This is a genomic window from Myxococcus stipitatus DSM 14675, from assembly GCF_000331735.1.
Taxonomy (GTDB): Bacteria; Myxococcota; Myxococcia; order Myxococcales; family Myxococcaceae; genus Myxococcus; species Myxococcus stipitatus.
In genome coordinates, this window is record NC_020126.1 from 3,178,035 (window position 1) to 3,201,923 (window position 23,889).

The window sequence follows — 23,889 nt, forward strand, 5'->3', positions numbered from 1 at the left end:
AATCTCTGCCAACGAGCGGATGTCATCCGCCTGGGGGCAGCGCATGGGAATGATGAGGAAGCGGTGGGCCGTGCTCGGTACGGCGGCCCTGGTGGTGTCATGTAGTGACGCGGAAGAGAAGACGCGTCCCAAGGGCACGGAGGAGCTGGCCCGACACACGCAGGAGATGGTCATCTCCCGCGTGCAGAATCCTCCTCCCGCGAGTGACCTGACCAATCTGCCAGGTGACTTGCGCGCGATCGCGGTGCCCAGACCCTCCAACCTGTCTGACTTCGTGAAGAACGAACAGGCGGTCATCGCGTTGGGCAAGGCGTTGTTCTGGGACATGCAGGTGGGCAGCGACGGGAAGACCGCCTGTGCCACCTGTCACTTCCGGGCGGGCGCGGACCCTCGGTCGAAGAATCAGCTCAGCCCCGGCCTCAACCACGTCCCCAGCGCGGACCTCGCCTTCAACACGGCGGGCCCCAACCACCAGCTCGAGGCGGAGGACTTCCCGTTGACGCGGCTGCTCATCCCCGGGGTGCGCGGTGCGTTAGACCCGGCGACGGACAGCAATGACGTGGTCTCCTCCCAGGGCGTGCCCTGGCTCAAGGCGGGGCTGGACCCGCAGGGCTTCAGCCTGGGGCTGGTGAAGACGCGCCGTGTCGAGCCTCGCAACACCCCGACTGTCATCAACGCCGTCTTCAACCACCGCCAGTTCTGGGATGGGCGCGCGGAGAATGTCTTCAACGGGGTGAATGCCCTGGGCACCCGCGACCCGAACGCGAAGGTCTACCGCTCGGATGACCCGTGGGAGGACCCGGTCGAGGTGCGCGTGGAGCTGGCCAACGCCAGCCTGGCGTCCCAGGCGGTGGCCCCCATCGTGAGTGATTTGGAGATGGCGGCGCCGGGGAGGACTCCGCTGGATGTGGCGCGGGCCTTGTCGCGGCGGACGCGGCGGCTGGCGCGGCACCTCGACCCGGTGCGTCCCTTGGGTCACCAACTGGTGGACCCGACGGACAGCGTGCTGGGCGGGATGAGCCGGTGGCCCGAGAAGGGGCTCTATGTCGCCTCCTACAACCGGATGGTGAAGGACGCGTTCCACGAGGTCTGGTGGAAGTCGCGGCGCCAGATCCAGGTCGCGCCGGATGGGAGCAGGACCTTCGTCTGGTTCGCGGACGACGACCCGGCGACGGAGGAGTACACGCTGCTGGAGTACAACTTCAGCCTGTTCTTCGGCATCGCGCTGCAGATGTACCAGTCGACCCTCATCGCGGATGACACGCCCTGGGACCGCTTCCGTCGCGAGCACCCGGACCCGACCGACCCCGCGCTGAATCCCTGGGTCAACACGAGTCCCAACCACATCAGCCGTGAGGCCCTCTTCGGCGCGCACCTCTTCAACGACCGCACGCGCGGCCCCACGAACATCCGGTGCTCGAACTGCCACGAGTCCGCGGAGCTGACGGATGCCTCCGTCCGCCGCGTCACCGCCGCGGTCAACGGGCCGGTGCGCAACCGCGATGGCAACATCATCGACAAGGGGTTCAACAACATCGGCATCCGGCCGACCTCGGACGACCTGGGCGCGGGGGGCAGCGACGCGTTCGGTCCGCTCTCCCACGCCAAGCGCCTGTTTCCCGGGGCGATTCCCACGAACTTCGACGGCGCCGTCGTGTCCAAGGGCTTCGGCATCGAGGGCGCGTTCAAGGTGCCCTCGCTCCGCAACGTGGCGCTCACCGCCCCGTACTTCCACAACGGTGACGCGCACACGCTCCGGGAGGCGGTGGAGCTGTACAGCCGCGGTGGCAACGTGGCCCCCGTCGCCCAGCGGGATGGCACGCCCATCGAGCCCCTGGGGGTGCCCGTGCTGGCGGTCGATGAAGTGGACGCGCTCGTCGCCTGGCTGGAGACGCTCACGGATGCACGCGTGCTGTATCGCCGCGCGCCGTTCGACCATCCCCAGCTCTTCGTTCCCAACGGGCACGTCGGTGACTCGACGTGGCTGGGGGATGCGACGGGAGATGGCTTCGCGGACGACGTGATGCTGGAGATTCCCGCCGTGGGGGCCGCGGGCGGCGCGCCGCTGCCGGGCTTCCTCGAGGGCGTCTTCGGTCCGGTGACGCCGCCGCTGCTGCACTGACGCGCGGCTTCTCGGTGGGGTCTGGCGAAGGCACGCCAGGCCCTACGGGCCGACCAGGTCCTCGCGCACCAGGTACTCGGAGGCCTCGACAATCACTTCGGACGTCCAGCCCCGGTTCGTCCCGCGCCCGTTCTCCTGGCAATCGCCGTCGGTGTGCACGCCGAGCAGGTGGCCTCGCCGGTTGAGCACCCCCGCGCCCGAGCTGCCGACCAGGGTGTCCAGGTCCGAGTAGTAGACGAGCCGGTTGCAGGCGCCCGCGAACCGGCCCTCGGCGACGACCTTGGGCCGTCCTCGGGGGTGCTGGATGATGGCCAGCCGGTCGCTCGTCTCGAGCGTCAGCGGGATGGGGGTGATTGCGGGGAGCACGTCGAGCCGGATGAGCGCGTAGTCGGGCTCGAGCGCCTGTTCGATGACCGTGCCCTCGGTCAGGAGGTCGGGGCCGTCGGGAGACTCCTCGTGGTTGAAGACGATGAGCGGACGGTCTCCCCGGTTGACGCAGTGGCCGGCGGTGAGGACCACGGGGCCGGCGCTGGCTTGAATCAGCGTGCCCGTGCAGCTGCCGCCAATCAGGACGACGGCGTCCTCCTGGGCCACGGCGTCCGCGAACTCACCCCGGTAGCTGTTGACGGGGGTGAAGTCGAGCGTCGCGCCACATTGGAGGTAGCCGGTGACCTGGGCCTGGCGAGGACTCTCCTCGCAGACCGGCGGGTCTTCGGGCACCGCGTCCTTTCCACAGGCCAGGATGCCCAGGAGCGCGGTGCCCATGAGGCCCAAGCCCCACGGCGTGATGACGGAACCGAGGGGCTTGTGCGTCATGTCTTAGTAGAGGGCGTTCAGCGCGGTGCGGTCGCTGCTCGTCCACTCACCCGTCTCCGTCGAGCGGAAGCAGGAGTTCATGATGGAGCCGCCCACCGTCGCCGTGGTCGGGGTCCCCGCGATGTGGATGGCGCCCACGCCCGCGGCGCCCTCGTTGCCGCCGCTGCCGCAGCTGATGGAGCGGTTGTAGTAGTCAGAGTGACGGAAGCCGACGGCGTGACCCAGCTCGTGCGTGATGACGTGCTCGTTCACGTCCACGCTGTAGCTCTGCAGGCCCGTGCCGATGTTGATGGTGCCGTAGGGGTTGCCGCCCGACGGGAAGCCCGCGGAGCCGCCCGCGCCGGACATGGTCGTCGCCGTGATGTTCGCGCTGCAGCCCGTGGTCGGCCCACGCGCCATCTTGAAGGTGAGCGACAGGCCGTTGTAGTTCGCGATGGCCAGGTCCAGGCCCTGGCTCAGGCGGGAGTAGGAGTTGAAGCTCGCCGTGGGGTTGATGCAGATCTTCGTCTTGGTGGAGCTGACCAGGTTGGTCGTGCGGTACTGCTCCAGGCTGAAGGGCGCCGGCTGGAGCATCTCGCGCGAGGCCTCGAGCGTCACGTGCGCGTCGCGGCCCACGTAGACAGCTCCGTCGACCACCATGATGTCGTTGGCCGGGAAGCCCGCCTCGACCAGGTTGGCGACGATTTCATCGTTCTCGGAAGGGGCCTGCGCCTCGCCACCCTCGGTGCCGCAACCCACCATCAGCGCGCCACAGCTCACCGCGAGAACTGCCGCTCTCTTGAACATTTGTCGTTTCCTCGAGTTGGGGGACTCGCTGCCGCCTGACCACCCGTCAGCCACGGACAGCGGGTGGCTCATGAGCAACTGCCGGGCCACTTGAGGGGATAGAGAGAAAGACACGTTTTTGTAGAATAGCATGGAGTACAAACACTCCAGGAAGAGCGCGATGGGGCGTCAAGTCATGTGACAAAGGCCCGCGTAAGGCACTGCTTTGACAGTGGATTTGTATCAGAGCCCCGGGCGCCGTGGTTCCGGACAGCGGTGTCGCTGAATCAGTCACCTGGCCTGGGGTCGCGGCTACCCGTGAATCCGCGCGATGACGTGGCGCTTCATTGAGGCAAGGTGCGCGTGCGTCATGACTTCCTCCCGCCGCGTCAGTCCCCGCGCCAGGCCCGCTCGCCCCGGATTGTGGGGCGGGCGGCTCTTCTTCGGTCCTCAGCGGCTGATGTACGCGGGGCCCCTGGCGCCCACGGAGCCCCACGCGCATCCCACGTTCCAGGTGATGGTGGCGCTGGGGGAGCCCGTGCGCATGCGGGATGGCGACTCGCACGAGGCGGACTGCCCGTGGGCCGTCATCCCGCCAGACGTCGAGCACACCGTGGTTCGGGGCGCGCTGGACGTGGTGTTGCTCCACGTCCCCGCGGAGGGCCTGGCGGGGCGGCGGCTGCGGATGTTGGGGGTGGGGGCGCGCGCGGAGGACTGGCTGCGGGCAGGCGAGTGGCTGCGGACGTGTGGTGTCGCCCGGCTGCCGGTGCGCTGGGCGGAGGCCGAGGCGTGGACGCGGGCCCTGCTCTCGGCGCTCCAGGCGGAGGTCGGCGCCCCTCCGCCCACGCACCCGGCCGTGAAGAAGCTGCTGCGGTTGCTTCCGGAGTCGCTCGACGGTGACGTGCGGCTGTCCGCGCTGGCGCCCCAGGTGGGGCTGTCGGTGGGGCGGCTGTCGCATCTGTTCCGCGCGGAGGCGGGCTTCGCGCTGCGGCCCTACATCCTCTGGCTCAGGTTGCAGCGAGCCGCCGAGCACCTCCAGCGTGGTGCCTCGCTCACCGAGGCCGCGCACGCCGCGGGCTTCACCGACAGCGCGCACCTGAATCACTCCTTCCGGAGGACGCTGGGGCTGAATCCCTCGGAGATTGCCGGCGTGGTCCAGTGGGTGGGGCCGCCGTCGGGATAGCGCGTTCTTACAAGTCCCGGGGCCCGGGGCCGCGCGAAGGTGGCGCCCTGTTCACGAGGGAGCCATGACGAAAAGACCCCTGCTGCGCGCGGCCTTCGAGCACGAGCTGCGCGAGGCGCTGGAAGCGGAAGCGCGCGCGGAGCTGCCGCGCGCCTGGAGACACCTCGAGCGAGCCCACGTGCTCAGCCAGGCCTTCGTGGGCCCTCACGTCCGCGTGCACTGGCGGATGCTGGGGTACGGCTGGCGCCGGCGCGACACGCGGGAGGTGTGGGGACAGGTGGCGAGGGTGCTCGGGGCGGGGCCGGCCTCATGGCTCGGACGCGCGCCCGTGGGCAACACCGGCGGGGCGGACGTGGGCATCTTCACGCCCCTGCCCATTCCCGACGACCTCCGCGCCCTGCTCGACGCGGAGGGCTGACAGCGCCTTCTCGACAGGAGGGCTCAGCCCGCCGCGAGGCCAGCCTCGAGGAGGACGCTGTCGGCGGACTCCCGGACGCTGGTGGCCCAGGTGGTGGGGGTGGGGCGCCGGGGCACCGGAGGCGGCACGCCGCCCGGCCAGTCCCAGCCCTCGCCCGTCCACTCCAGCTCACGCCAGCCCAGGTGCGTCGCGGCCTCGCGGGCCTTCTCCCCGTGGGGGATGAGCGCCCAGCCCACGCGGGACTGCTTGCACTCGCCGCTCTTGAACTTGAGCAGCCGGTGCTGGCCCCGGGCCTCGCCCAGGTCCGCGTCCCACAGCGCCTGGTTCTTCAGGCCGCTGCCGTGGTAGTCGACCGCGTTGCACTCACACCAGGCTAGGACGTCCTTGATGCGGACGAGCTTGTTGCCCTTCGAGAACTCCGCCACGGCAGCAACGAGGAGATCAGGGGTGAGGACGCGCATGCGGGAAACCCAATGCAAGGTCAATCAGCGATTGGGTCCAACCTACTTCGCGTGCCCCAGCGGAAGGTCCACGAGAACCCCATGCGTTTGTCATGGTTCTGTCATGGGTCCCGGTTGCCGCGGCATGTCAGCGTGACACGCCGCGGTGGACCTGGGAGGGGCAATCCCGCGCTACAGACCTGTGAGGTCTGGGTTATCGGACAGTCGACATGACGCCCCGCTGCTCCATCAATCCGAAGAGCTCCAGGAGGGCCTCCACGGGGAGGGCGTGGCCGTACTCCGCGTAGACCGCGTCACGGATGTCCGCGACGGAGCGCTGGCCGTTGGCGTAGCTGGCGATGGCGTCCGCCAGCTCGAAGAAGCGCAGCTCGTCCTCGCCTCGCTCCCGGAGTGCGACGGTCGCCGCGTTCATGGCTGCCTGCACGGTTTCCACGCGGGCCTTGTCTTGGGGGGATGCGTTGCTCGCCACGTCATCGAAGGGTGTCAGCTCCTGGCCCTTCACGCGGCGGGGGATGACACCGCGGGCCCGACGCTCGGCCTGGCTGGGGGTGGGTTCGCGAGTGGAGGCGCCTCGGGCCTTGGTGTCGGCTTCCAGGCGGCTCAGGGCCTGGGTCTCGCTGGTCTCGAGCTGTCGGGTCATGGCCTGCACGGCGGTGGCCGGGGCACCCAGCGGCAGGCAGGAGCGCAGGGCCTCGCGCTCGCGCTGATAGCCGGCGCGCACGGCGGCGCGGGCCAGCCGGTAGAGGCCGGGGAGCTCCTGCGTGGAGGCGGAGGCCAAGCCCTGTCGGGCGTTGAACTCATCGTCCGCCACACGCCGGATGCCGTGCAGGGACACCAGGCGAGCCAACTCCACCGCGCTCGAGGTGTCCGCCCACGCGGCGACGGTGACAGTGGACAGGCCCGCGAAGGCCGCGCGGTGGAGCTGGGTGGGGTCCACGTTCTCCGGCCGGTCTCCGCTGGTGTGGTACGCGTCGTCGGGCCAGGTGGTGAAGGACACGCCCGGGATGCCGTGGTCGTTGAAGAGCTGGTGGTCGGAGCCCCGGCTGTAGCGCTCCACTCGCGCGTCCAGCGCGTCGCGCGAGCCGGTGACGGAGCCGATGTAGAAGTCGCGGCGGGGCGGGTACTTCACGCCGTTGAAGCGGTTCATGAAGGTGACGGTGGACTCGCTCACGGCGTTCACGAAGCTGGCGTTCCAGTCTGGCGTGGCGGAGATGTTGAAGCGCGAGTGCACGCGGGACAGGTGCGCGCCCAGCATGTCGAAGTTGAAGTTGGCCACGCGCCGCACCGGGTCCGCGGCGTGGTGGGTGAACCAGTGGCGGGTGCCATCGAACTCGGGCAGCCACAGCACGCGCACGGTGCGCGCCGGTGGTGGCAGCACGCCGCGCTGGATGAGCGTGGTGTACGTGCGCACCATCTCCAGCACGGTGGCGGAGCCCGAGGCGTTGTCATCCGCGCCGGGCTTGTAGTGGTCCAGGTGCGCGGTGATGACGACCTCTTCGCTGGCGAGCCTGCCCGGGATGACGCCGCTGACGATGCTGTAGTGCCCTTCGACCTCCTTCACCGCGACGCTCACGTCCACCTTCACGGGGCCGCTTCGCAGCTGGGCGCGCAGCTCACGGCCCTGCCGGTCGGAGACCATGAACACGAAAGGTGCCGGAGTCCCCTTCGGCACGAGCCCAGGCGGGACACGTGCCCAGCCCACCTGGTCCGGGAAGTCGCCATCCAGGCGGTGCGGCTGGTTCCAGGGCGGCGTCGAGTAGGACGACACGACGCCGACGGCACCGTGCTTCACCACGGCCTCGCGCAGCGCGAGGCTGGGCCGCCCGGTGGTGAGGACGACCTTCCCCTTCAGGTCCTTGCCCGCGGAGTCCGAGTCGAGCGCGCCGGTGCCCACGTCCACCAGCTCCAGGGCCGTCCCCTCGAAGCTGCCGCTGCCCACGGGCAGGGACATGGGGAGGTCGGCATAGGACGTGACTTTGTAGCGGTGGGGGAGGGAGACCCAGAGCTCGCCCCGCGTGGCGGACCACTGGGGGCCGGTCGTCATGGGCTCCAGGCGCACGTCCTGGAGCCCCGCGGCCTTGGCGGCGGTCTCCATCCACCGCGCGGCCTCGCCGTAGCCCTGCTCGGTGTCTCGCGCGAGGAGGGACAGCCGCTGCACGTGGTCGTGGATGCGGTCGCCGGAGCTCTCGTGGATGAAGGCGCGGACGACGTCATCCCGAAGGACGAGCCCCGTGGTGGGAGAGAGCGGGCCAACGGGGGACTGCGCCGCGGCATCGAACGCCGTGACACAAAGGAGTGTGAGGGAGGCGAGGAGTGGGAGCCGCATGGGTGGCCTCGAAGGTATCGCCCTCCAAGGCTTGCTCCCAGCGTCATATTCCCATCGGCGCCGTCACTCCATCCGCGCGCCGCGCTCCGCGAGCAGCTCCCGCAGGAGCGAGCGATGACAGCGCGCCTCCTCCTCGCAATAGCAGCCGACGGAGAAGTCCGCCGTTCGTGAGAGCGCCGCGAGCAGGACGAGCGTCCGGTTGGCGTGAGGCTCCGCCATCTCCGCGCGGAACTTCCTGGCGAACACCGCCCAGTCCTGCTCGCTCCGGGCCTGCTGTCCCAGCTTCACCACCTCGGGGCTGGGCGAGAGCTCGGGGTACCAGACGTCATACCAATCCTCCGACGCGAAGCGCGCCGCGGGGACACCGCGAGGAGGGCGGCGCACGGTGCCGATGCGCAGCCCTTCGTGGGCGAGGCGCGGCGTTCCCAATCGGACGATGCGGACAGTCATGGGGTGGGGTTCTACTTCCACGCACAGGTGGGCGCCTGGAAAAGCACGAGGCGCGCGGGGATTCGCCGTGCGACGAGAACGCCCAGGCACGACACCGGAGCGCATCCAGGACTGTTCCAATTCATCGCAACGCGATTGCATGTGAGTCTCGCGAGACTCACGGCGCCGTGGCGTCCGCGGACTTCTTTTCCGGGTGACAGTTTCATCCGGCACCGGTGTTCGAGGGTCGGCGCTTCGTGGGGTGAGCGGAGAGGACGTCCGCTCGCCGTGCGTTGCATGGCCGGGCCGGGGGCCGCGTCATCCCGAAAGCAGACACCTGTGACTTTTCTCCGACGTCGCAGTCTCCTCTCTCCGGAAGTCCGCACCGTTCCCCTCCTGGCCTTGAGTGGCCTGTTGTCCACGCTGTCCGCGTGTGACGACGATGACCCGCCCGTGGACCCCGCGCGGGTGGTGACTCGCAGTGGTCCCGTGCGTGGGACGGTGACGGACGAGGTCCGCGTCTTCCAGGGCATCCCCTTCGCCGCGCCTCCGGTGGGAGACCTGCGCTTCAGGGCGCCGCAACCCGTCGCGGCCTGGAGCGAGGACCGGGACGCGACGAAGCCCGGCAACCGGTGCCCCCAGCCGCCCGACGCCTTCGGCGCGCCGAGCAACACCGAGGACTGCCTCTTCCTCAACGTGGTGACTCCGCGCGCGGCGAGCCCCCGGCACCGGCGGCCGGTGATGGTGTGGATTCACGGCGGCATGGGGCACGTGGGGGCGGGCAGCGACCACGACACGCGCCGGCTGGCCCAGGTGGGCGATGTCGTGGTGGTCTCGTTCAACTACCGGCTGGGGATGCTGGGCAACCTCTCCCATCCCGGATTCGAGCGCTCGGGCCACTTCGTGCTCGAGGACCAGCAGGCCGCCCTGCGCTGGGTGCGAGACAACATCGGGGCCTTCGGCGGAGACCCGGGCAACGTCACCCTCTTCGGTGAGTCCGCGGGCGCGACGAACGTCTGCAAGAACATCATCTCCCCGCTCTCGGAGGGGTTGTTCCATCGCGCCATCATCCAGAGCGGCCCGTGCACGCTGAGTTGGCCCGAGAACGGCATCTTCCCGGGCACGCCCGCGACGGGCCCCTCGCGCTCCCAGGCGGAGACGGAGGCCGGGGGTGTCCTCGACGCGAAGGCGCTGGGCTGCACGGACGCGGACCCCGTGCGTGCGGCCGCGTGCCTGCGCCACGACGTCACGATTCAGCGGTTCATCGACCGGGTGACCTCGGCCACGGGCCTGGGCGGCGGGTATGGCCTGCCCATCAATCCCGTGGCGAACCCGGTGGAGGGGGGCCAGTTCAACAAGGTGCCGGTCCTGATTGGAAATACCCGGGACGAGTCGCGCCTGTTCGTGGGGCTGGCCTTCGACGGCACGGAGAACCCCGTGACGCCCGCGATGTACGAGGCGCTTACGAACAGCAGCTTCGGGGCGCATGGGGCCGCGGTGCGCGCGCGGTATCCCCTGTCCGCGTTTCGCTCGCCCAGCGAGGCGTGGGCGGCGGTGCTCACGGACCGCGTGTGGGCGTGCACGACGCTCAAGTCGGCGCGGCTGTTCGCCTCGCACATGCCCGTCCACATGTTCGAGTTCGCGGACCCCCACCCGGTGATGAGCCCCGAGCAGCCCCGGCCCAGCGGCGCGTGGCATGGCTCCGACGTGGCGATGCTGCTGTGGCCGGTGCTCAAGCCCGTCGACGAAGCCCTCTTCACCCCTGAGCAGCGGGCGCTCTCCGATTCGATGATTCGCTATTGGGCGAGCTTCGCGCGGACCGGCAGCCCCAACCACGCGGGGGCGCCCGAGTGGCCTCGGTACGAGCTTTCCAGACCCTACACGCAGTCGCTCGCGCCGGGCGCCGGTGGCATCGGGAACGTCGACTTCGCGGCCGAGCACCACTGCGACTTCTGGCTGGCGCCTCCCTTCGAGCAGTAACCCCTCTCATCCCATTGGAAGGAACACGTATGTCTTCACCTGAAACGCAGGGCATTCCCTGGTCGCGCCGTTCGTCCGTCACACGCAGGCGCGTCGCGCTCGTGCTGTGCGCGGGCATGTCGCTGCTCCAGGCGTGCGGCGACGATGCTGAGCGCCCCATCATCTGGCCCTCGGACGAGGTCTCACCCTCGGTGGCCATGGACGTCCTGCCGGGGGCCCATCCGAACCGGCTGGATATCGCGTCCACGGAGCACCTCGAGGTCGCCGTTCTCGGGAGCGAGGCCTTCGATGCGAAGTCCGTCGACGCGCGGGCGTCGCAGCTGGGGGATGCGTCCGGGAAGGTCTGGGTCGGCGCGAAAGAGGCCCGCCCCGCGAAGGACGTGGATGGCGATGGCCGGCTGGATGCGCTCCTCGTGTTCTCCGTGGCGGAGCTGACGCAGAAGCAGGTGCTCACCGCGGAGTCCAGCATGGTGCGCCTGCGCGCGAGGACGAAGCAGCGGGGGAACTTCGTGGGACGCGACGGCCTGTCGGACAACAAGGCGCCGCGCGTGGTGCTCCCCGCGCCCAAGGGCCCGCATGCGGTGGGAACGTTCGAGCGTGCGTGGACGGACACGGGCCGCGACGAAATCTTCACGACGGCGGCGGGGGACAAGCGCGAGGTGATGGTGCGCGTGTGGTATCCGGCGAGCGTGCCGTCGGGGGCGCAGCCCGCGCCCTACTTCCTCCAGCTCCACGAGGCGGAGTTCCTCGCCGAGTCGTTGGACCTGCCCTCACCGGCCTTCGGGTTCGTCTTCTCGCACTCCTACCAGGACGCGGCGATGGTCTCGGGCGGTGAGCGCCATCCCGTCGTGCTCTTCTCGCCGGGCTACGGCATGAGCCGGATTCTCTACTCGGCGGTGGCGGAGGAGCTGGCCAGCCGAGGCTACGTCGTGGCGGCCATGGCGCACACCTACAGCGCCCCGGTGGCGTTCCCGGACGGACGGAAGCTGCCCCAGACGGTGCAGGTGACGCTGGAGGACGAGGCCCTGAACCGCACGATTCAGGATGCGTGGACGGCGGACGCGCGCTTCGTGCTGGACCAGCTGACGGCGCTGAACGCGAACGACCCGCGGGGGCGGCTCACGGGACGGTTGGACCTGACGCGGGTGGGGATGTTCGGCCACTCGTTCGGTGGCTCGACGTCGGCGGAGGCGTGCCGGGTGGATGCGCGCTTCAAGGCGGGCATCAACATGGATGGGACGTTCTTCGGCCAGCCCGGGGCGGGGGCCACCGTGCCCTTCCTCATGCTGGGGGCCGGGCGTGAAGAGAACGACCCGTCCTGGGTGACGTTCAGCCAGAACCTGAAGGGGCCGGGCTATTGGGCGCGCATCGAGGGCGCGGGGCACGCCAACTTCGGTGACATCCAGGTGCTCCTTCCGCTGGTGCATGCCTATGCCCCGGACTTCGACCCGGCGTCGGTCGACCTGGGTCCCATCGACGGGGCTCGCGGCTTCACCCTGTCGAGCGTCTATCCGCTGGCGTTCTTCGACAAGCACCTGCGAGGGCTGTCCACGCCGCTCCTGAACGGGAACTCCTCCGACTTCCCGGAGGTGGACCTCTCCGTGTACCCGCGCTGAGGCGCGCGGGGCCGCGTCCGGTGGGGCCGAGGTCCTGGCCTCGCCGGGGGGCTACGTCTTGGAGGTGAACTGGGATTGCGCGTCGAGGAAGACCTGACCCGGGAGCTTCGCCTCGGGGCGGAAGAGGGTCTTCAACAGCTTCTGCGCCATCTCGTCCGTCACGGGCTTGGCGCCGGGTTGCTCGAGCTTGAAGAACGACTTGATGGTCTTCGTGTCCTCGACGCCCAGCTCCTTGTTGTACTTGGGGTCCTGGATGCGCCGCAGCTCGGCGACCACGGACAGGCCCACGCCCTGGCGGATGTCGGGCCCGTAGAAGACCTGGTGGTGCGTGTGGTGGTCCATCTTCAGCTTGAACAGCTCGTCGCCCTCCGGGCTCTTCTTCTTGGAGAGCTGATACTCCCGCACGACCTTGTTCGTTGAAGGCGCACCCGTCGTGGTCGCGGAGGCGCTGGCGGCGAAGACCTGGTTGCCGGAGTCCTGCTCGAAGCCCCCCTTGCGCATGGGGGTGCTGTCCGCGCGCTTGAGGGGCTCCAGCACCTTGGGCGTGAGCTGGTCCTCCATCGTTATCCACCCGCGCTGGAACAACTGCGTGTCATTGGCGTTGTAGCGCAGGGTCTCCGAGCCGTAGCGCGTCTTGGAGTCGGAGGCCGTGCCGGCCTCGAAGCGGAAGAACACGAAGTCGTTGTTGCGCAGCAGCTGCTCATCCGACTTGGGCGTGTTGTTGTGGACCTGTGCCGGGTCGGTGGCGAGGTTCTCGATGCGGACCTTGGATAGCACCTTGCCGGAGTTCTCGATGGCCTCCCGGCCCTCGGGCGTCGTGCTGTGGGACATGACGAAGTCACACGTCATGAAGCTGTGGAGGATCTCCTTCTCGTAGGGCTTCAGGGGACCCGAGGCCTTGATTTCGGTCTCCAGCCGCTTGATGTTCTCCTGAGAGAGATTGCGGACGAAGTCCATGCCCGTGTCCGTGTTGTCGGCGGACTTCACGGACTTGTGCCCCCAGAGTGCGTTGGCGTTGGAGGTCTTCTGGGCGTAGACCTTCATCTGCTCCGGGCTCAGGTTCTTGGACTCCGCCCCGTTCACCATGAACTCGTAGGAGCCCTTGGCGGAGTGGTCCCGGTAGGCATTGGCGATGACGGTGCTGACGCCGTTGAGGTGCTTCACCGGGTCTGTCTTCTGCTCCTCGATTCGCCCCAGGGTGTGGTTGACCGTCTTGAGCATGTGGTCCAGACGCGCGCCGGGGTCCGGGGCGTTGCTGGAGGAGGCCTTGGCCTTGGCGGCGGATTTGCTGTCGACGAGGGCGCCCTTGGCCTGCTCCAGGATGGCCTTCGTCTGCTCGGCGGTGGCCTTCGCCTCGTCCAGGTTCGTGGGGGCGGGCTGCTTGGAGAGGGTTTGCAGCGCCGCGTGCGCGACCTTGAGCGCCTGGACGTTCTCCGGCGCGGGCTTCTTTCCCGCTTCGAGCTGGTCCAGCGTCTGCTTCACGCTGAAGGCGAGCGTGGTGGGGCTCGCGGGGCCGTCCGAGTAGCGCTTCGCCTGGAGCTGCTCATAGGCCGGCGTGTCCTTGAGCTTGTCGTTGAGCGCCTGGTCCAACGCCTCCCGCTGCTCCGTGAGCTCCTTCGTCTCGACGTGCTTGTAGTTGTTGATGCTGGGAGGCGGCTTGTTGCCGACGTTGCTCACCATCGCGGAGCTCCAGGCAGAGGGGGCCGCGACGCTGACTTCACAGTCCGTCGCGGTGTGGGCCTGCCTGGGAGTTAAGAAGGTTCAAGGGGGCGCCGCCCGCTCGAGCCCTTCCCTGTTGTTGAGAAGGTGACAGTCGCGTCCGTCTACTCCGGCCGCATCAGCGTCTCGAGGCGCTCGATGACCTGGAGCTTGTAGACCTGGGAGCTACACTGTGGGCATTCGCCTTGGGGGATCGCAGAGACGACCACATTTCGTCCGGAAACCTCCATCTCGACTTCGATGAAGCGGCTCGCGTATGCCCCGGCGCAGGGGCAGCTGCCATATTCGTACTCGGTCCCGCTTGCATTGGTTACCATGGAGTCCGCCAGGAAAGAGCGCCCATGAGCAAGGTATCCCATCCCCCAGGATTCCGCCCGCCGAACCCGACACGGACCCCGCAGCGGCCGACGAATCAGCGCCGCGCGTCGCGCAACCAGGGGGTTCAAGGTGGCCCCCAGCGCATCGACGAGGTCGAAGACGAAATCGAGCTCGAGAAGATGCAGGAGGAGGCCGCCTCCCTGGGCCACAACGGCGGCAAGTCCGGCGACCAGCGCGAGACTGCCTGGGCGCAGCTCGAGCAGTTCCGCAACAAGAGCAACGCGGGTGTCGGGGGCGACCAGCAGCGCGGCCGCGCCGAGCACAGCGCACGCGAGGAGGCGAACTCGACGCGGATGACGGCCGAGCTCCAGACGGCGGCCCAGTCCAACCCCACCCGGAGCATCTTCGGCTCCAAGCCCCGGGGCATCGACCAGGCCCAGGCGGCCCAGGCCGCGCAAGCGCTGGCTCCGCAGCAGGCGGTGTCCTCCGCGCAGCCGTCCGTGGCGTCCCAGAAGCCGAGCGTCTCCTCGCCCCCTCGCCCGGGAGCGCCGCTCAACGCCCACGGCCTGCTCGCCACCGGCAAGGCGGTGGGAACCTTCGTGAAGGAGCTGGCCCTGTCGTCCCTGGCGGGCACCGAGCTCCACGGGAAGCTCCAGTCCGCGGTGTCGACAGCCCAGCAGTTGTTGGCCAACAAGGAGGGCATCGCGCGCGTGGGCCTGGGCGAGAACAAGAACGCCGAGCACATCGTCCTCGTCGTCGCCAAGCGGGGCGCCAGCCTGAAGCAGCTGCTGGAGACCGTGCCGGAGAAGATTCAAGGCATCGGCACGCTCATCTCCATCGGGTTCGACGTGCTCCCGCTCAAGCGCGGCGGCAGCCCGTCGTCGACGTCCATTCCTCGAACCTTCACCGGGTGACGGGGGCGACCGCGTCCAATCCCTATCGTGGAAATCCCCGCGATAACTGGGATTGTCGTGCCCATTCGACGGATGGCGGGAGTCGTTCCATCCGTGCGATAACGGTGGAAGCCCCTGACTTCCATGCGCTCGACCTCAAAGACTCCTGGTGTGTTGCGCGGGTATGTGTTGCCCGCGCTCCTGCTTTTCGCCCTCCCGCTCTTCGGCCTGTGGTTCGCCGGACACGCGCAAGACCGGTTTGATACACGCGTGCTCGAAGCCATCGAGCCGCAAATCCTCCGCGACAAGTCGCTCAGCGAGACGGAGCGCCAGGATGCGCTGGCCTTCTTCCGGTCCGCGTCGGCCTCGGAGGCGTGTCTCGGCACGAACGAGGAGCTGGCGAACTTCCGCGCGAACCTGGGAGAGGCGTGCTCGGACGCGGTGCAGTTCGGGTGGATGTATCGCCTGTCGCTGGGCCTGGTGGTGCTGGGGGTGTTCTCCACGTTGATCGCGCTCCTGTGCGGACTGGCGGCGTTCATCTCGCGCTCGTTCCAGTACGGCAGCTTCGTGGTGGGCTGGAACGTGCTGCGCGTGGCGAGCGCCTTCCAGGTGGCGGGGCAGGGCGGACTCGCGACGTGGCTGTCCTTCTGGGTCACCGCGCTCTGGTTCCAGCGCTACTCGCCGAAGCTCATCATCGTGATTGGCCTGCTGGCGGCGGTGGGCGTGGGCATGGTGGTGATAGCCATCTTCAAGCGCCCGTCCATGGACTTCGAGGTGGAGGCGGAGGTGCTCGAGGAGTCCGCGGCGCCGGAGTTCTGGGCCCAGGTGCGCCAGTTGTGTGAGCACCTGCGGACGCCGCCCCCGAACAACATCCTGGTGGGCATCGACGCCAACTTCTTCGTCACCGAGAGCGACATCCGCGCGGGCGGGAAGACGCTCTCCGGGCGGACGCTGTTCGTGAGTGTCTCCCTGCTGCGGCTCCTGGAGCGGGGAGAGGCGGAGGCGGTGCTGGCGCACGAGATGGGCCACTTGCTGGGGGGCGACACGGGCCACGGCAAGCGCCTGGCGCCCAAGCTCGCGCACTTCAGCGACTACCTGGGCGCGCTCTACGAGGGCGGGATGACCCGGCCCGTCTACTACTTCATGGTGGCCTACCGCGGGCTCTTCGAGCTGTCGCTGGGCAAGAGCCGCCGCGCGAGCGAGCTCGCCGCGGACCGGCTGGCGGCGGAGGTCACCTCGGGGAGGGAGGTGGCGCGGTCGCTGGTGAAGGTGGGCGCGTACGCGAACTTCCGCGAGCGCGTGGAGGCGGACCTGTTCGGCCGCAACGAGCAGCAGCAGTCGGTGGCCATCGCCCGCCGGGTCGCGCACGGCTTCGCCGCGTATGCGCAGTCGGAGGCGGTGCAGGACGACCTGCAGGGCGCGGTGACGCCGCACCCGTTCGACACGCACCCGCCGCTGGCGATGCGCCTGGAGAACGTGGGGGTGACGCTGAAGCCCGACGACATGGCGCAGACGCTGCTCGAGCCCGTGGAGTCCTCCTGGGTGGAGGCCTTCCTGGAGGCGGAGGCCATCGAGGCCCGGCTGTGGGGGGCCTACGAGGCGCGCTTCTCCGAGGCGCATGACATGGCGCTGGCCTACCGCTACCGGCCGTCCAACGACGAGGAGCGGCAGCACGTGGAGAAGCACTTCCCGCCGCTGGAGTTCGCCGCGAAGGAGGAGGGCCACGAGGTGCGGCTGGACTTCGCCGAGGTGAGCTGCGCGCAGTGGGAGGAGCCGGTGCGCCTGGGGCAGGTGAAGAACGCCACCACCGCGGAGCGCATGTTCAAGAAGTACCTGGACCTGCAGCTCGAAGGGGCGGGGATGTTCAAGGGCAAGCGCTCCATCTGCTTGAGCAAGCTCGAGGAGGGGGATGCGTTCGTGAATGCCTTTGGCAACTACCTGGGCCGTCACCGGGCCATGGAGGAGTACCAGGCCCGGTCGAGCGAAGCGGCCTGAGCGGGAAGCCCGCCGCATGAAGCACGGCCCATCCGCGAAGGTGGGCCGTGCGCTACCGCCTGCACAGGGTTCCGGCGAACTGATTGCCGTTGCAGCCTCCGAAGAAGTGGTCGGGCGTGTGGGTCAGGTAGCCGCAGTGGGTCCAGTTGCACTGGTTGCCGAACGCGTCCGAGCCGCCGGGGGTGCACAGGCGCATGGGCTGGTTCGTGGTGCAGGCCGTGCCCGAGGTGGTCGACACGGCGCAGTTGTTCGAGCCCGAGCCCAGGTACCGCAGGTTGTCACCCGTCCAGTAGTTGAAGAGCGGGGCCGCGGAGCCGTGCTGGCCCGTCCAGGTCGTCGCCGCGCTGGCGCTCCATCCGGGGGCGCACAAGGTGTCGCGATTCGGCCAGGTCACCGCGCCGCCGCACCCCACGAGGTTGCTCGTGAAGACCTGCTCGACCGTGCCGTCGGCGCAGCCCGAGGTCGGGAGGCAGAGCGAGCCCGCCGTGGGATTTCCCGCGCAGCCGCCGAAGTAGGCGTTGGGCGGGGGGAGCGCGTTGTAGCCGCAGTTTCCCCAGTTGCACGTGTTGCCCTCCGGGTCCGTCCCCGCGGCCTTGCAGACGCGCATGGGGCTCCCGGCGGGGCAGGCCGTGCCGCTGGCGGTGCTCACGAAACACGCCGTCGACGTGCCGGTGTACTCGAGGTCGTCGCTGGTCCAGTAGTGATGCGTCGGCGCCGTCGCGCCCCGCAGGTTGACCCACTCGGCGGCGGTGGCCACGCGGTAGCCCGGGCCACACAGCGCGGCGCGGTTCGCCCAGGTCATCCCGCCCGCACAGCCCACCAGGCCTCGAGAGAAGGTCTGTTCGATGGTGCCGTCCGCGCACCCGCGAGGCACGCAGAGGGTGCCCGCCGTGTTGTTCCCGGCACAGCCTCCAAAGAAGCGGTTGGGCGTGTTCGCGAGCAGGCCGCAGCCCTTCCAGTTGCATTGGTTGCCCTCGGCGTCGTTGCCTGACGCGGTACACACACGCATGGGCTGCCCCGCGGGACAGGCCGTCCCCGACACGTACGCGACGGAGCATGCCCCGGACGCGCCGGTGTAGCGCAGGTCGTCGTTCGTCCAGTAGTTGTGGGCTGGCGCCAGTCCGTTGAACAGCGTGTCCCACTCCCGCGCCGTGGCGGGCCGGAACCCCGCGGCGCAGAGGGAGGCTCGGTTGCTCCAGGGGACGGACCCCGCGCACCCGGCCATCCCTCCCGCGAATATCTGCTCCATGGAGCCATCCGCACAGGGAACGCCTGGAACGAGCGGCGACTCCTGGGACGACTCCTGCAGCGCCTCTTCGGCCTCGATGGGGGCATTGCAGGCCCCGGTCAGCAGCATGGCCCCGAGGCTCCACCGCTTCATGAATGAGATACACCCTGTCTGAGTCATGGACTGTCGCTCCCGTGAGACACCCCGCTCGATGCGGAGTGAGAAGTCTCATCTGTCTTGTCGCTGAATCACCATCGCACTGGAGGAGGTGGGGTGACGCTGCGGGCGTCTGGGGTTGCCCGCCAGGCGTGGCCCGCTGGCCAGGCCCGCATTCTTGTTGGGGTTTCGTGTGTCCAGGACGTGTTTTCGGGAGTGTCTCGAAGTGGATGGATGAGATGTCTTCTATGAAAACAAACTCCGACGTCCGGGTCGGGTGATACCTGGGTTGAAACAAAAACAACGACGGGAGGTGTATTGCTTGTCGTGCGGTGGGTGGTCCACCGCTGGGTCGTCCTGAAAGAGAGGTACAGCAATGAGGTCACTTGTGAGAGTCACGGTCCTTGGGCTGGTGTTCCTGGCCGTGGGCTGTGGTGAGAATTCTCCGGAGCCCGCGGCCGAACCCCCTCCTTCCATGCACGAGGCGGCGCTCGAGGAGTCGATGCCGTCCGAGGCGGAGCTGGCCGCGGCGCGGACGGCGGCCGTGGTGACGGCGGTTCCCGTGAACTACGTCATCGACCCCTCCACGACGGTGGAGCTCACCGTGACGTCGGGAGAGGAGCAGGCGGAGCCCGCTGCGTCCCTCCAGACGCCCGAAACCCCGGGCGCCGTGCGGCGTCCCCTCAAGTAGTCGGCCGGAACGAGCGAGGAACATCACATGACGACGAGAAAGCTCATGATGGCCGTGGGGGCCCTGGCCGGGCTCGGGTTCGCGATGCCGGCCCATGCGTGGGTGCAGTTCTGCAACGGCACCAGCGCCACCATCTGGACCGCCTATTCGTGGCGCCAGACGAGCTGCGCGACGGGCTGGGCGAAGCGAGGCTGGTGGAGCCTGACGCCGGGGCAATGCAAGATTGTCTACGGCCCCGCAATCACCAACCGGTACTCCTATTACTTCGCGGAGGGTGGGGGGCGGACCTGGTCGGGTCCCTACTACACCTGTACGCCCTACGCCGCGTTCAACCTGTGTGATCATCAGTGCTTCAGCCCCTCGCGCAACCTGGGCTACAGGCAGCTCGATACGGGGAGCTACACGAACTACACGTTGACCCTGCGGCCCTGAGCCGCCTCCCGAGGCCCGGCGCGTGCGCTGACGCCGGGCCTCGGTCCTCTCGAAGATGAAGTACTGATGCAACAGGGTAGTCAGGTTGGCCACTTCGGCCCAGGATTCGCCCTGATTCTGGATATTCTGAAATGGGAGTGGACGAACGGCCAGGTGGCCACCGACGCGAACGGGCTGCCGCCCGAGAAGCAGATGCTGTTCACCGACTACCCCGCGGGTGGTCACGAAATCTGGGACTCCGTCTACCAGGACCCGAAGGTCATCGCCTGGATGCTCGCGCAGCAGCGGCCCTGATGACCGCGACCGGGCAGGGCCGCGCGGATGTCTTGGCCCTGCTCATCCACTTCTCCAGGAATCCCCAGCGCCGGGGCGGCGTTCGAGCGAGCCGGATTCGTCACACAGGGAGCCTCTCATGCGCCGTGCCGTTGCCTCGTGCTGGGTCGTGCTGTCCTTGCTGTCACCCTGGAGTGCCCGCGCCGCGGAGCCGGTGGAGAGCGCGGGGGCGCGCGCCTTCAAGCGCCTGGGCGCGCTCGTGGGGACCTGGGAGGGGACGTTCTCCAACGGGAAGGTCCACCACGTCACGTACAGGCTCTCGGCGGTCAACAGCGTCCTCGTCGAGACCTGGGCCCTGGGGCCGGAGCGTGAGTCCCTGACGCTCTATCACCTGGATGGAGACACCCTGGTGGCGGACCACTACTGCCCTCAAGGCAACACTCCCCGGCTCGAGCTGGCGAAGCGCGCGGACGGGGACTCGCTGTCGTTCGTGTTCCGCGATGGGACGAACCTGAAGGTGAAGGGCAAGTCCCACCAGCACGCGTTCTGGGTGCGGCTGGACGGGCCCGACGCATTCGCCCGAGGCGAGACCTACGTGGAGAACGGCAGCACGCCCCCACAGCTCGCGAAGGCCGGCCCGGGTGAGGCCGTCACCTACCGGCGCGTGGCCACTCCATAAGGCCCAACGCCGGCAAGGTGACAGGGATTGTCCCGCCTCAGCGCGGCGCGGGCGGAGCCACCGCCGTGCCGCAGCGCTGGGTGTCCTCGGTGACGAAGCCATTCCGGGTGGAGATGCTCCGGTCATAGCAGCCAGCCGGGTGCCCGTTCAGCCGATAGCGGTGGGTGGACGTGCCCACCGCGTTGCGCTGCGGACGGGGGACGCCCAGGTTGTAGGCGGCCTCCCCCGTGTACACATCGCTCATCTCGTGGTGCGCGAGCGAGTGGAGGCCCTGGAAGGAGAGCGCCTCCTCCGCGTCGTTCACGGTGATGGTGGTGGTGAGCCGGTTCGTGTCGGACACGTCGATGCGGCCATCGAGCACGAAGTGCTTGTGGGAGTGGCTCACCTCGGGGAGCGGGCCGCGGCCGGTCACGGTGACGGTGCTGCTGTCCTTCCACGTCGACACGAGCTCGTCCGGGTTCTCCATCTCCCCCAGCCAGCGGTGCATGCTCGCGTTGGACACCTTCTGCTCCACGCGGGTGACCTCCCAGCCGCGCGAGGTCTTCACGTAGCCCGTCACCCGCAGCTGGTGCGCCCCCTGCGTGTCCACCTGGTGCCAGCCGTCCACCAGGGTGTGGTCCGCGCCGTTGGTCAACGTCCCCAACTGGTGATGAATCAAGCCGCCCGTGACCCGCGTCGAGCGGGCATCCCTCCAGACGAGCACGTTGGTGGGCAGGTCCCAGCCGGGGCGGCCCTCGGGCACTCCCAGCACGCTCACCCGGACCTGGTGCGGCTGGCCGTCCGTCAGCAGGCCCGCGAAGGGCGTGAGGTCATAGCGGATGGGGCGCACGTCGAAGGCGCGCGGCGCCGGAAGCACATACCAGAGAAAGGGATTGGCCCAGCCGCCCGTATAGACATGCGGGAAGGGCATGGCGATGCCGGCCACCTTGCCGTCCACTTCGATCTGCACCTCGCGATAGGGGCCCACGTCGGCGGGGCAGGAGTAGGGCACGGAGGCGGGCGCGGTGAGATACCAGAACTCCTCGCAGCCTCCGCCGGAGCCCGTCGCATAGACCTCCGCGACGAGCCGCGAGGTGTTCGCCGGCACCGTCACCTCGCCCACCAGCGCGCTTCCCTCGCGGCGCGGATTCGTCAGCGGCAGCACGGCGTCGGGCGTGGGCGCGGGCGGAATCCAGGGGCGCTGCGCCGGGTAGAACGTCAGGTACACCTGGACGTCCAGCACGCCCGTGTACGTGTCATTGACCACATTCCCAATCAACATCCAGACAGGCTGTGTCTGGCTCAACAACGGCGCATACGCCGTGACGTCCTTCTCCACGGCCCAGGTGATGCCATCGCGCGACGGCTCCGGCGTGGACGTCTTGAAGATCGTGACGCCGCCGACCTCCAGATGCCCCAGCCGGTCGTACTGGACGCCGCGGACCTTGCCCTCCATGCGCAGCACGACCTTGTTCCACGGCCCCGGACACTCCGCGGGCGGCGTGAAGGTGCTGGTGTAGGGCGTGAAGTCGTCGAACTTCTCGTCGACAATCTTCAACGTGCAGGACGCGCTCCCGGGCGGCTCCACGACGGGGAGCGCGGTGCGCGGGTCATCCCAGTCGGTGCCGAACTCAGGAGGGGGCTCGCTGGCCCCCGCGGGCGCTGACGCGCCGAAGACGAGGGCTGCCGCGACGAAGGCACGGAAGGGAAGGCGCACGGCTTATCCTTGGTAGGCGGTGAAGACCTGGAGCCTAGGTCGCCGCCGGGCCGTGGGCAATTCAACCGTGCGGATGCAGGGACGACACCCCGGGCCAGGGAAGAAGGCCCGGGGTGTCTGGGTGAATCACTCCACCCAGTGACGCTGGGTCATCACGCGGAAGTTGGACGTGGTGTCGATGAAGAAGGAGACCTGCACGCCGGCCCACGGGCCGCGCTCGATGCCCAGGTGGCAGCCCTTGAAGGTGTGGCCCACGATGTGCGACTCGAGGTCCGACAGGCCCTCGGTGACGATTTCACTCTCGATCTGGTGATTGCGGTTGGCGGTGCTCACCGCGCTGGTGATGTAGTTGCGCACCTCGGTGGCGTTCGCCAGGTTCGGACGGTTCCCCCACCACGAGGCCGGGAAGCTGCTGGGGTCGATGCCGAAGCAGGTGGCGGAGGTGATGCGGTCCTCGCCGGAGCTCCACATCACGTCGACCTCGTCGAAGTCGAAGTCGAACTTCACCGTCCAGTCATCGGGCGGCAGGGAGTTGACCGCGGCGCCCAGGGCCTCGATGGAGTAGCCCATGGTGGCCGTGTTGCGCAGGGCGCGGATGCTCACCGTGCCGATGCCCGCCGTGTTGGCGATGGCCTGCACGGAGGTGAAGGGGCGCAGGTTGAGGAGGTTCGTCGCGCCGTTCCACGCGAGCGGCAGGACGGAGTGCAGCGCCTGCGCGCTCGCGGTGTTCACCAGGGAGACGATGGCCGCGGCGTCGTCGGTGGATACGGCGAGCTCATCCACGATGCCGACACAGCTTCCGCCGATGAAGCCCTGCGCGCGCGCGCCGCCTTCAATCTGCGTCAGGCGGTACTCGCCCACCAGGCTGACGGCGGAGACCTGCGCCAGCGTCGTGAAGGGCGCCGTCGTGCGCTGCGCGACGAGGTTGGCGACGGCGTTGCTCGGCAGGTACGCGTCGAGCGTCGCGAAGGACGCCGTGTTGACGAAGGTGAGGATGCCCTGGCACTCGGGGGCAACGTCCACGTCCGTCGTCGTCAGGGGAGCACTCTGGCTCTCGGGCGAGTCGGCAGGAGGAGGAGGGGTTTCGCCTGTGGGGCCACAGCCAACCAGCAGGCTCACGGACAGTAGGGCTGAACCGATACGACGCATCGAGAACTCCTCAAGGGCACGGCGAGTGATGACACTTGATACATCATTCGCATGGGTTGCTGGCAATCCAAGCCTCCTCGGCTTTGCGTGAGGGGAGAGGATTGCTTTCTGGACCTCTTCGCTGGACTCAGGCATGCCGAGTGCTTCATCCCTGGGTTTCCGCGCCGCGGAGCCCCCTCCGGCGAAGGAAGTACATGCGAGCCTGTCCATGCTGCATGGAGACTCTGACACCCGGGCTCCTGGGCTTCGGGAGCCGGCGCCTGGTGGGACGTTGCGAGGTGTGTGGCGACGCGGTGTGTGACACGTGTTGGAGCGCGCGGGGCGTGGAGGGGAAGGGGCCCATGTGCCGCTCGTGCGTGTGGGAAACCCTCACGGAGCAAGGGCTCACGCCGGACTTCGTCGCGCCTCCGGGACAGCGTCAGCGCGCGAGACGGGCCGCACGCGCGGCCTGTGCTCACTCGGCGGTGACACCTTGTATGGGATTCTGCCCCACATGTGGGGACGAGGTCGCATGGAAGAGCGAGCACGGCAATCCCTCCTGCGA

At 68.7% G+C, this 23,889-nt stretch carries 20 protein-coding genes; 11 read left to right on the forward strand and 9 right to left on the reverse strand.

Annotation, left to right across the window (positions count from 1 at the left end; translation table 11 throughout):
• Positions 1–43 precede the first annotated feature (43 nt).
• The gene (locus MYSTI_RS12460) at positions 44–2,122 is read left to right on the forward strand and encodes a cytochrome-c peroxidase (protein WP_015348108.1); all 2,079 of its coding nucleotides are present in this window, start codon (positions 44–46) and stop codon (positions 2,120–2,122) included.
• Between the two features lie 42 nt (positions 2,123–2,164).
• Here MYSTI_RS12460 and MYSTI_RS12465 read toward each other — a convergent pair whose 3' ends face one another.
• Both MYSTI_RS12465 and MYSTI_RS12470 read right to left on the reverse strand, forming a co-directional pair.
• Positions 2,165–2,938 (reverse strand): trypsin-like serine peptidase, encoded by a 774-nt coding sequence (locus MYSTI_RS12465; RefSeq protein ID WP_015348109.1) that lies wholly within the window; start codon positions 2,936–2,938, stop codon positions 2,165–2,167.
• Between the two features lie 3 nt (positions 2,939–2,941).
• Positions 2,942–3,724, reverse strand: a complete 783-nt coding sequence (locus MYSTI_RS12470) for a zinc-dependent metalloprotease (RefSeq protein WP_044279612.1) — start codon at positions 3,722–3,724, stop codon at positions 2,942–2,944.
• Between the two features lie 349 nt (positions 3,725–4,073).
• Between MYSTI_RS12470 and MYSTI_RS12475 the strand changes: the two genes are divergently transcribed.
• Both MYSTI_RS12475 and MYSTI_RS12480 read left to right on the forward strand, forming a co-directional pair.
• A complete protein-coding gene (locus tag MYSTI_RS12475; RefSeq protein WP_015348111.1) occupies positions 4,074–4,886 on the forward strand; it encodes a helix-turn-helix transcriptional regulator in 813 nt (270 codons plus the stop codon).
• A gap of 64 nt (positions 4,887–4,950) precedes the next feature.
• Positions 4,951–5,304 carry a DUF3703 domain-containing protein gene (locus MYSTI_RS12480; protein WP_015348112.1) on the forward strand — a complete coding sequence of 118 codons (354 nt, stop codon included), beginning with the start codon at positions 4,951–4,953 and terminating at the stop codon, positions 5,302–5,304.
• A 23-nt stretch (positions 5,305–5,327) separates the two neighbouring features.
• Here the strand turns inward: MYSTI_RS12480 and MYSTI_RS12485 are convergent, their stop codons facing one another.
• The 3 genes from MYSTI_RS12485 to MYSTI_RS12495 all read right to left on the reverse strand — a co-directional run bounded on the left by MYSTI_RS12485 (position 5,328) and on the right by MYSTI_RS12495 (position 8,541).
• A complete protein-coding gene (locus MYSTI_RS12485; protein WP_015348113.1) occupies positions 5,328–5,765 on the reverse strand; it encodes a hypothetical protein in 438 nt (145 codons plus the stop codon).
• A 193-nt stretch (positions 5,766–5,958) separates the two neighbouring features.
• Positions 5,959–8,091, reverse strand: a complete 2,133-nt coding sequence (locus MYSTI_RS12490; RefSeq protein ID WP_015348114.1) for a M28 family peptidase — start codon at positions 8,089–8,091, stop codon at positions 5,959–5,961.
• Between the two features lie 63 nt (positions 8,092–8,154).
• Complete coding sequence (locus MYSTI_RS12495) at positions 8,155–8,541, reverse strand: DUF488 domain-containing protein (protein ID WP_015348115.1); 387 nt, start codon at positions 8,539–8,541, stop codon at positions 8,155–8,157.
• Positions 8,542–8,934: 393 nt separating this feature from the next.
• On the opposite strand from MYSTI_RS12495, the gene MYSTI_RS12500 reads away from it, so the two are divergent.
• Both MYSTI_RS12500 and MYSTI_RS41740 read left to right on the forward strand, forming a co-directional pair.
• Positions 8,935–10,500, forward strand: a complete 1,566-nt coding sequence (locus MYSTI_RS12500; RefSeq protein ID WP_052350993.1) for a carboxylesterase/lipase family protein — start codon at positions 8,935–8,937, stop codon at positions 10,498–10,500.
• A 29-nt stretch (positions 10,501–10,529) separates the two neighbouring features.
• Positions 10,530–12,116 (forward strand): alpha/beta hydrolase family protein, encoded by a 1,587-nt coding sequence (locus MYSTI_RS41740; protein ID WP_015348117.1) that lies wholly within the window; start codon positions 10,530–10,532, stop codon positions 12,114–12,116.
• Between the two features lie 51 nt (positions 12,117–12,167).
• On the opposite strand, the gene MYSTI_RS12510 is transcribed toward MYSTI_RS41740, so the two are convergent.
• On the reverse strand, positions 12,168–13,796 hold the full coding sequence (locus tag MYSTI_RS12510) for a hypothetical protein (protein WP_015348118.1): 1,629 nt from the start codon (positions 13,794–13,796) through the stop codon (positions 12,168–12,170).
• A 380-nt stretch (positions 13,797–14,176) separates the two neighbouring features.
• On the opposite strand from MYSTI_RS12510, the gene MYSTI_RS12520 reads away from it, so the two are divergent.
• Both MYSTI_RS12520 and MYSTI_RS12525 read left to right on the forward strand, forming a co-directional pair.
• Entirely contained in the window at positions 14,177–15,067 is an 891-nt protein-coding gene (locus MYSTI_RS12520) for a hypothetical protein (protein ID WP_015348120.1), read from the forward strand.
• A 123-nt stretch (positions 15,068–15,190) separates the two neighbouring features.
• Complete coding sequence (locus tag MYSTI_RS12525; RefSeq protein WP_015348121.1) at positions 15,191–17,041, forward strand: M48 family metallopeptidase; 1,851 nt, start codon at positions 15,191–15,193, stop codon at positions 17,039–17,041.
• 52 nt (positions 17,042–17,093) lie between these two features.
• Here the strand turns inward: MYSTI_RS12525 and MYSTI_RS12530 are convergent, their stop codons facing one another.
• Complete coding sequence (locus MYSTI_RS12530) at positions 17,094–18,398, reverse strand: hypothetical protein (protein ID WP_015348122.1); 1,305 nt, start codon at positions 18,396–18,398, stop codon at positions 17,094–17,096.
• 415 nt (positions 18,399–18,813) lie between these two features.
• Here MYSTI_RS12530 and MYSTI_RS12535 point away from each other — a divergent pair, with 415 nt between their 5' ends.
• The 4 genes from MYSTI_RS12535 (at position 18,814) to MYSTI_RS40710 (ending at position 20,500) form a co-directional block, all read left to right on the forward strand.
• On the forward strand, positions 18,814–19,116 hold the full coding sequence (locus MYSTI_RS12535) for a hypothetical protein (protein WP_144370062.1): 303 nt from the start codon (positions 18,814–18,816) through the stop codon (positions 19,114–19,116).
• A 27-nt stretch (positions 19,117–19,143) separates the two neighbouring features.
• Positions 19,144–19,548 carry a DUF1036 domain-containing protein gene (locus tag MYSTI_RS12540; RefSeq protein WP_015348124.1) on the forward strand — a complete coding sequence of 135 codons (405 nt, stop codon included), beginning with the start codon at positions 19,144–19,146 and terminating at the stop codon, positions 19,546–19,548.
• Between the two features lie 153 nt (positions 19,549–19,701).
• Entirely contained in the window at positions 19,702–19,842 is a 141-nt protein-coding gene (locus MYSTI_RS43790; RefSeq protein ID WP_169558629.1) for a hypothetical protein, read from the forward strand.
• Between the two features lie 118 nt (positions 19,843–19,960).
• Positions 19,961–20,500, forward strand: coding sequence for a hypothetical protein (locus MYSTI_RS40710; protein WP_015348126.1), 540 nt, complete (start codon positions 19,961–19,963; stop codon positions 20,498–20,500).
• A gap of 37 nt (positions 20,501–20,537) precedes the next feature.
• On the opposite strand, the gene MYSTI_RS12555 is transcribed toward MYSTI_RS40710, so the two are convergent.
• Both MYSTI_RS12555 and MYSTI_RS12560 read right to left on the reverse strand, forming a co-directional pair.
• The gene (locus MYSTI_RS12555; RefSeq protein WP_015348127.1) at positions 20,538–22,196 is read right to left on the reverse strand and encodes a peptide-N4-asparagine amidase; all 1,659 of its coding nucleotides are present in this window, start codon (positions 22,194–22,196) and stop codon (positions 20,538–20,540) included.
• Between the two features lie 126 nt (positions 22,197–22,322).
• Positions 22,323–23,219, reverse strand: a complete 897-nt coding sequence (locus MYSTI_RS12560) for a hypothetical protein (RefSeq protein ID WP_233278248.1) — start codon at positions 23,217–23,219, stop codon at positions 22,323–22,325.
• Positions 23,220–23,889 lie beyond the last annotated feature (670 nt).

Coding starts and splice junctions, on each gene's coding strand:
- MYSTI_RS12460 (WP_015348108.1), top strand. CDS start 44: ATGGGAATGATGAGGAAGCGGTGGGCCGTGCTCGGTACGGCGGCCCTG.
- MYSTI_RS12465 (WP_015348109.1), bottom strand. CDS start 2,938: ATGACGCACAAGCCCCTCGGTTCCGTCATCACGCCGTGGGGCTTGGGC.
- MYSTI_RS12470 (WP_044279612.1), bottom strand. CDS start 3,724: ATGTTCAAGAGAGCGGCAGTTCTCGCGGTGAGCTGTGGCGCGCTGATG.
- MYSTI_RS12475 (WP_015348111.1), top strand. CDS start 4,074: ATGACTTCCTCCCGCCGCGTCAGTCCCCGCGCCAGGCCCGCTCGCCCC.
- MYSTI_RS12480 (WP_015348112.1), top strand. CDS start 4,951: ATGACGAAAAGACCCCTGCTGCGCGCGGCCTTCGAGCACGAGCTGCGC.
- MYSTI_RS12485 (WP_015348113.1), bottom strand. CDS start 5,765: ATGCGCGTCCTCACCCCTGATCTCCTCGTTGCTGCCGTGGCGGAGTTC.
- MYSTI_RS12490 (WP_015348114.1), bottom strand. CDS start 8,091: ATGCGGCTCCCACTCCTCGCCTCCCTCACACTCCTTTGTGTCACGGCG.
- MYSTI_RS12495 (WP_015348115.1), bottom strand. CDS start 8,541: ATGACTGTCCGCATCGTCCGATTGGGAACGCCGCGCCTCGCCCACGAA.
- MYSTI_RS41740 (WP_015348117.1), top strand. CDS start 10,530: ATGTCTTCACCTGAAACGCAGGGCATTCCCTGGTCGCGCCGTTCGTCC.
- MYSTI_RS12510 (WP_015348118.1), bottom strand. CDS start 13,796: ATGGTGAGCAACGTCGGCAACAAGCCGCCTCCCAGCATCAACAACTAC.
- MYSTI_RS12520 (WP_015348120.1), top strand. CDS start 14,177: ATGAGCAAGGTATCCCATCCCCCAGGATTCCGCCCGCCGAACCCGACA.
- MYSTI_RS12525 (WP_015348121.1), top strand. CDS start 15,191: ATGCGCTCGACCTCAAAGACTCCTGGTGTGTTGCGCGGGTATGTGTTG.
- MYSTI_RS12530 (WP_015348122.1), bottom strand. CDS start 18,398: ATGCTGCTGACCGGGGCCTGCAATGCCCCCATCGAGGCCGAAGAGGCG.
- MYSTI_RS12540 (WP_015348124.1), top strand. CDS start 19,144: ATGACGACGAGAAAGCTCATGATGGCCGTGGGGGCCCTGGCCGGGCTC.
- MYSTI_RS40710 (WP_015348126.1), top strand. CDS start 19,961: ATGCGCCGTGCCGTTGCCTCGTGCTGGGTCGTGCTGTCCTTGCTGTCA.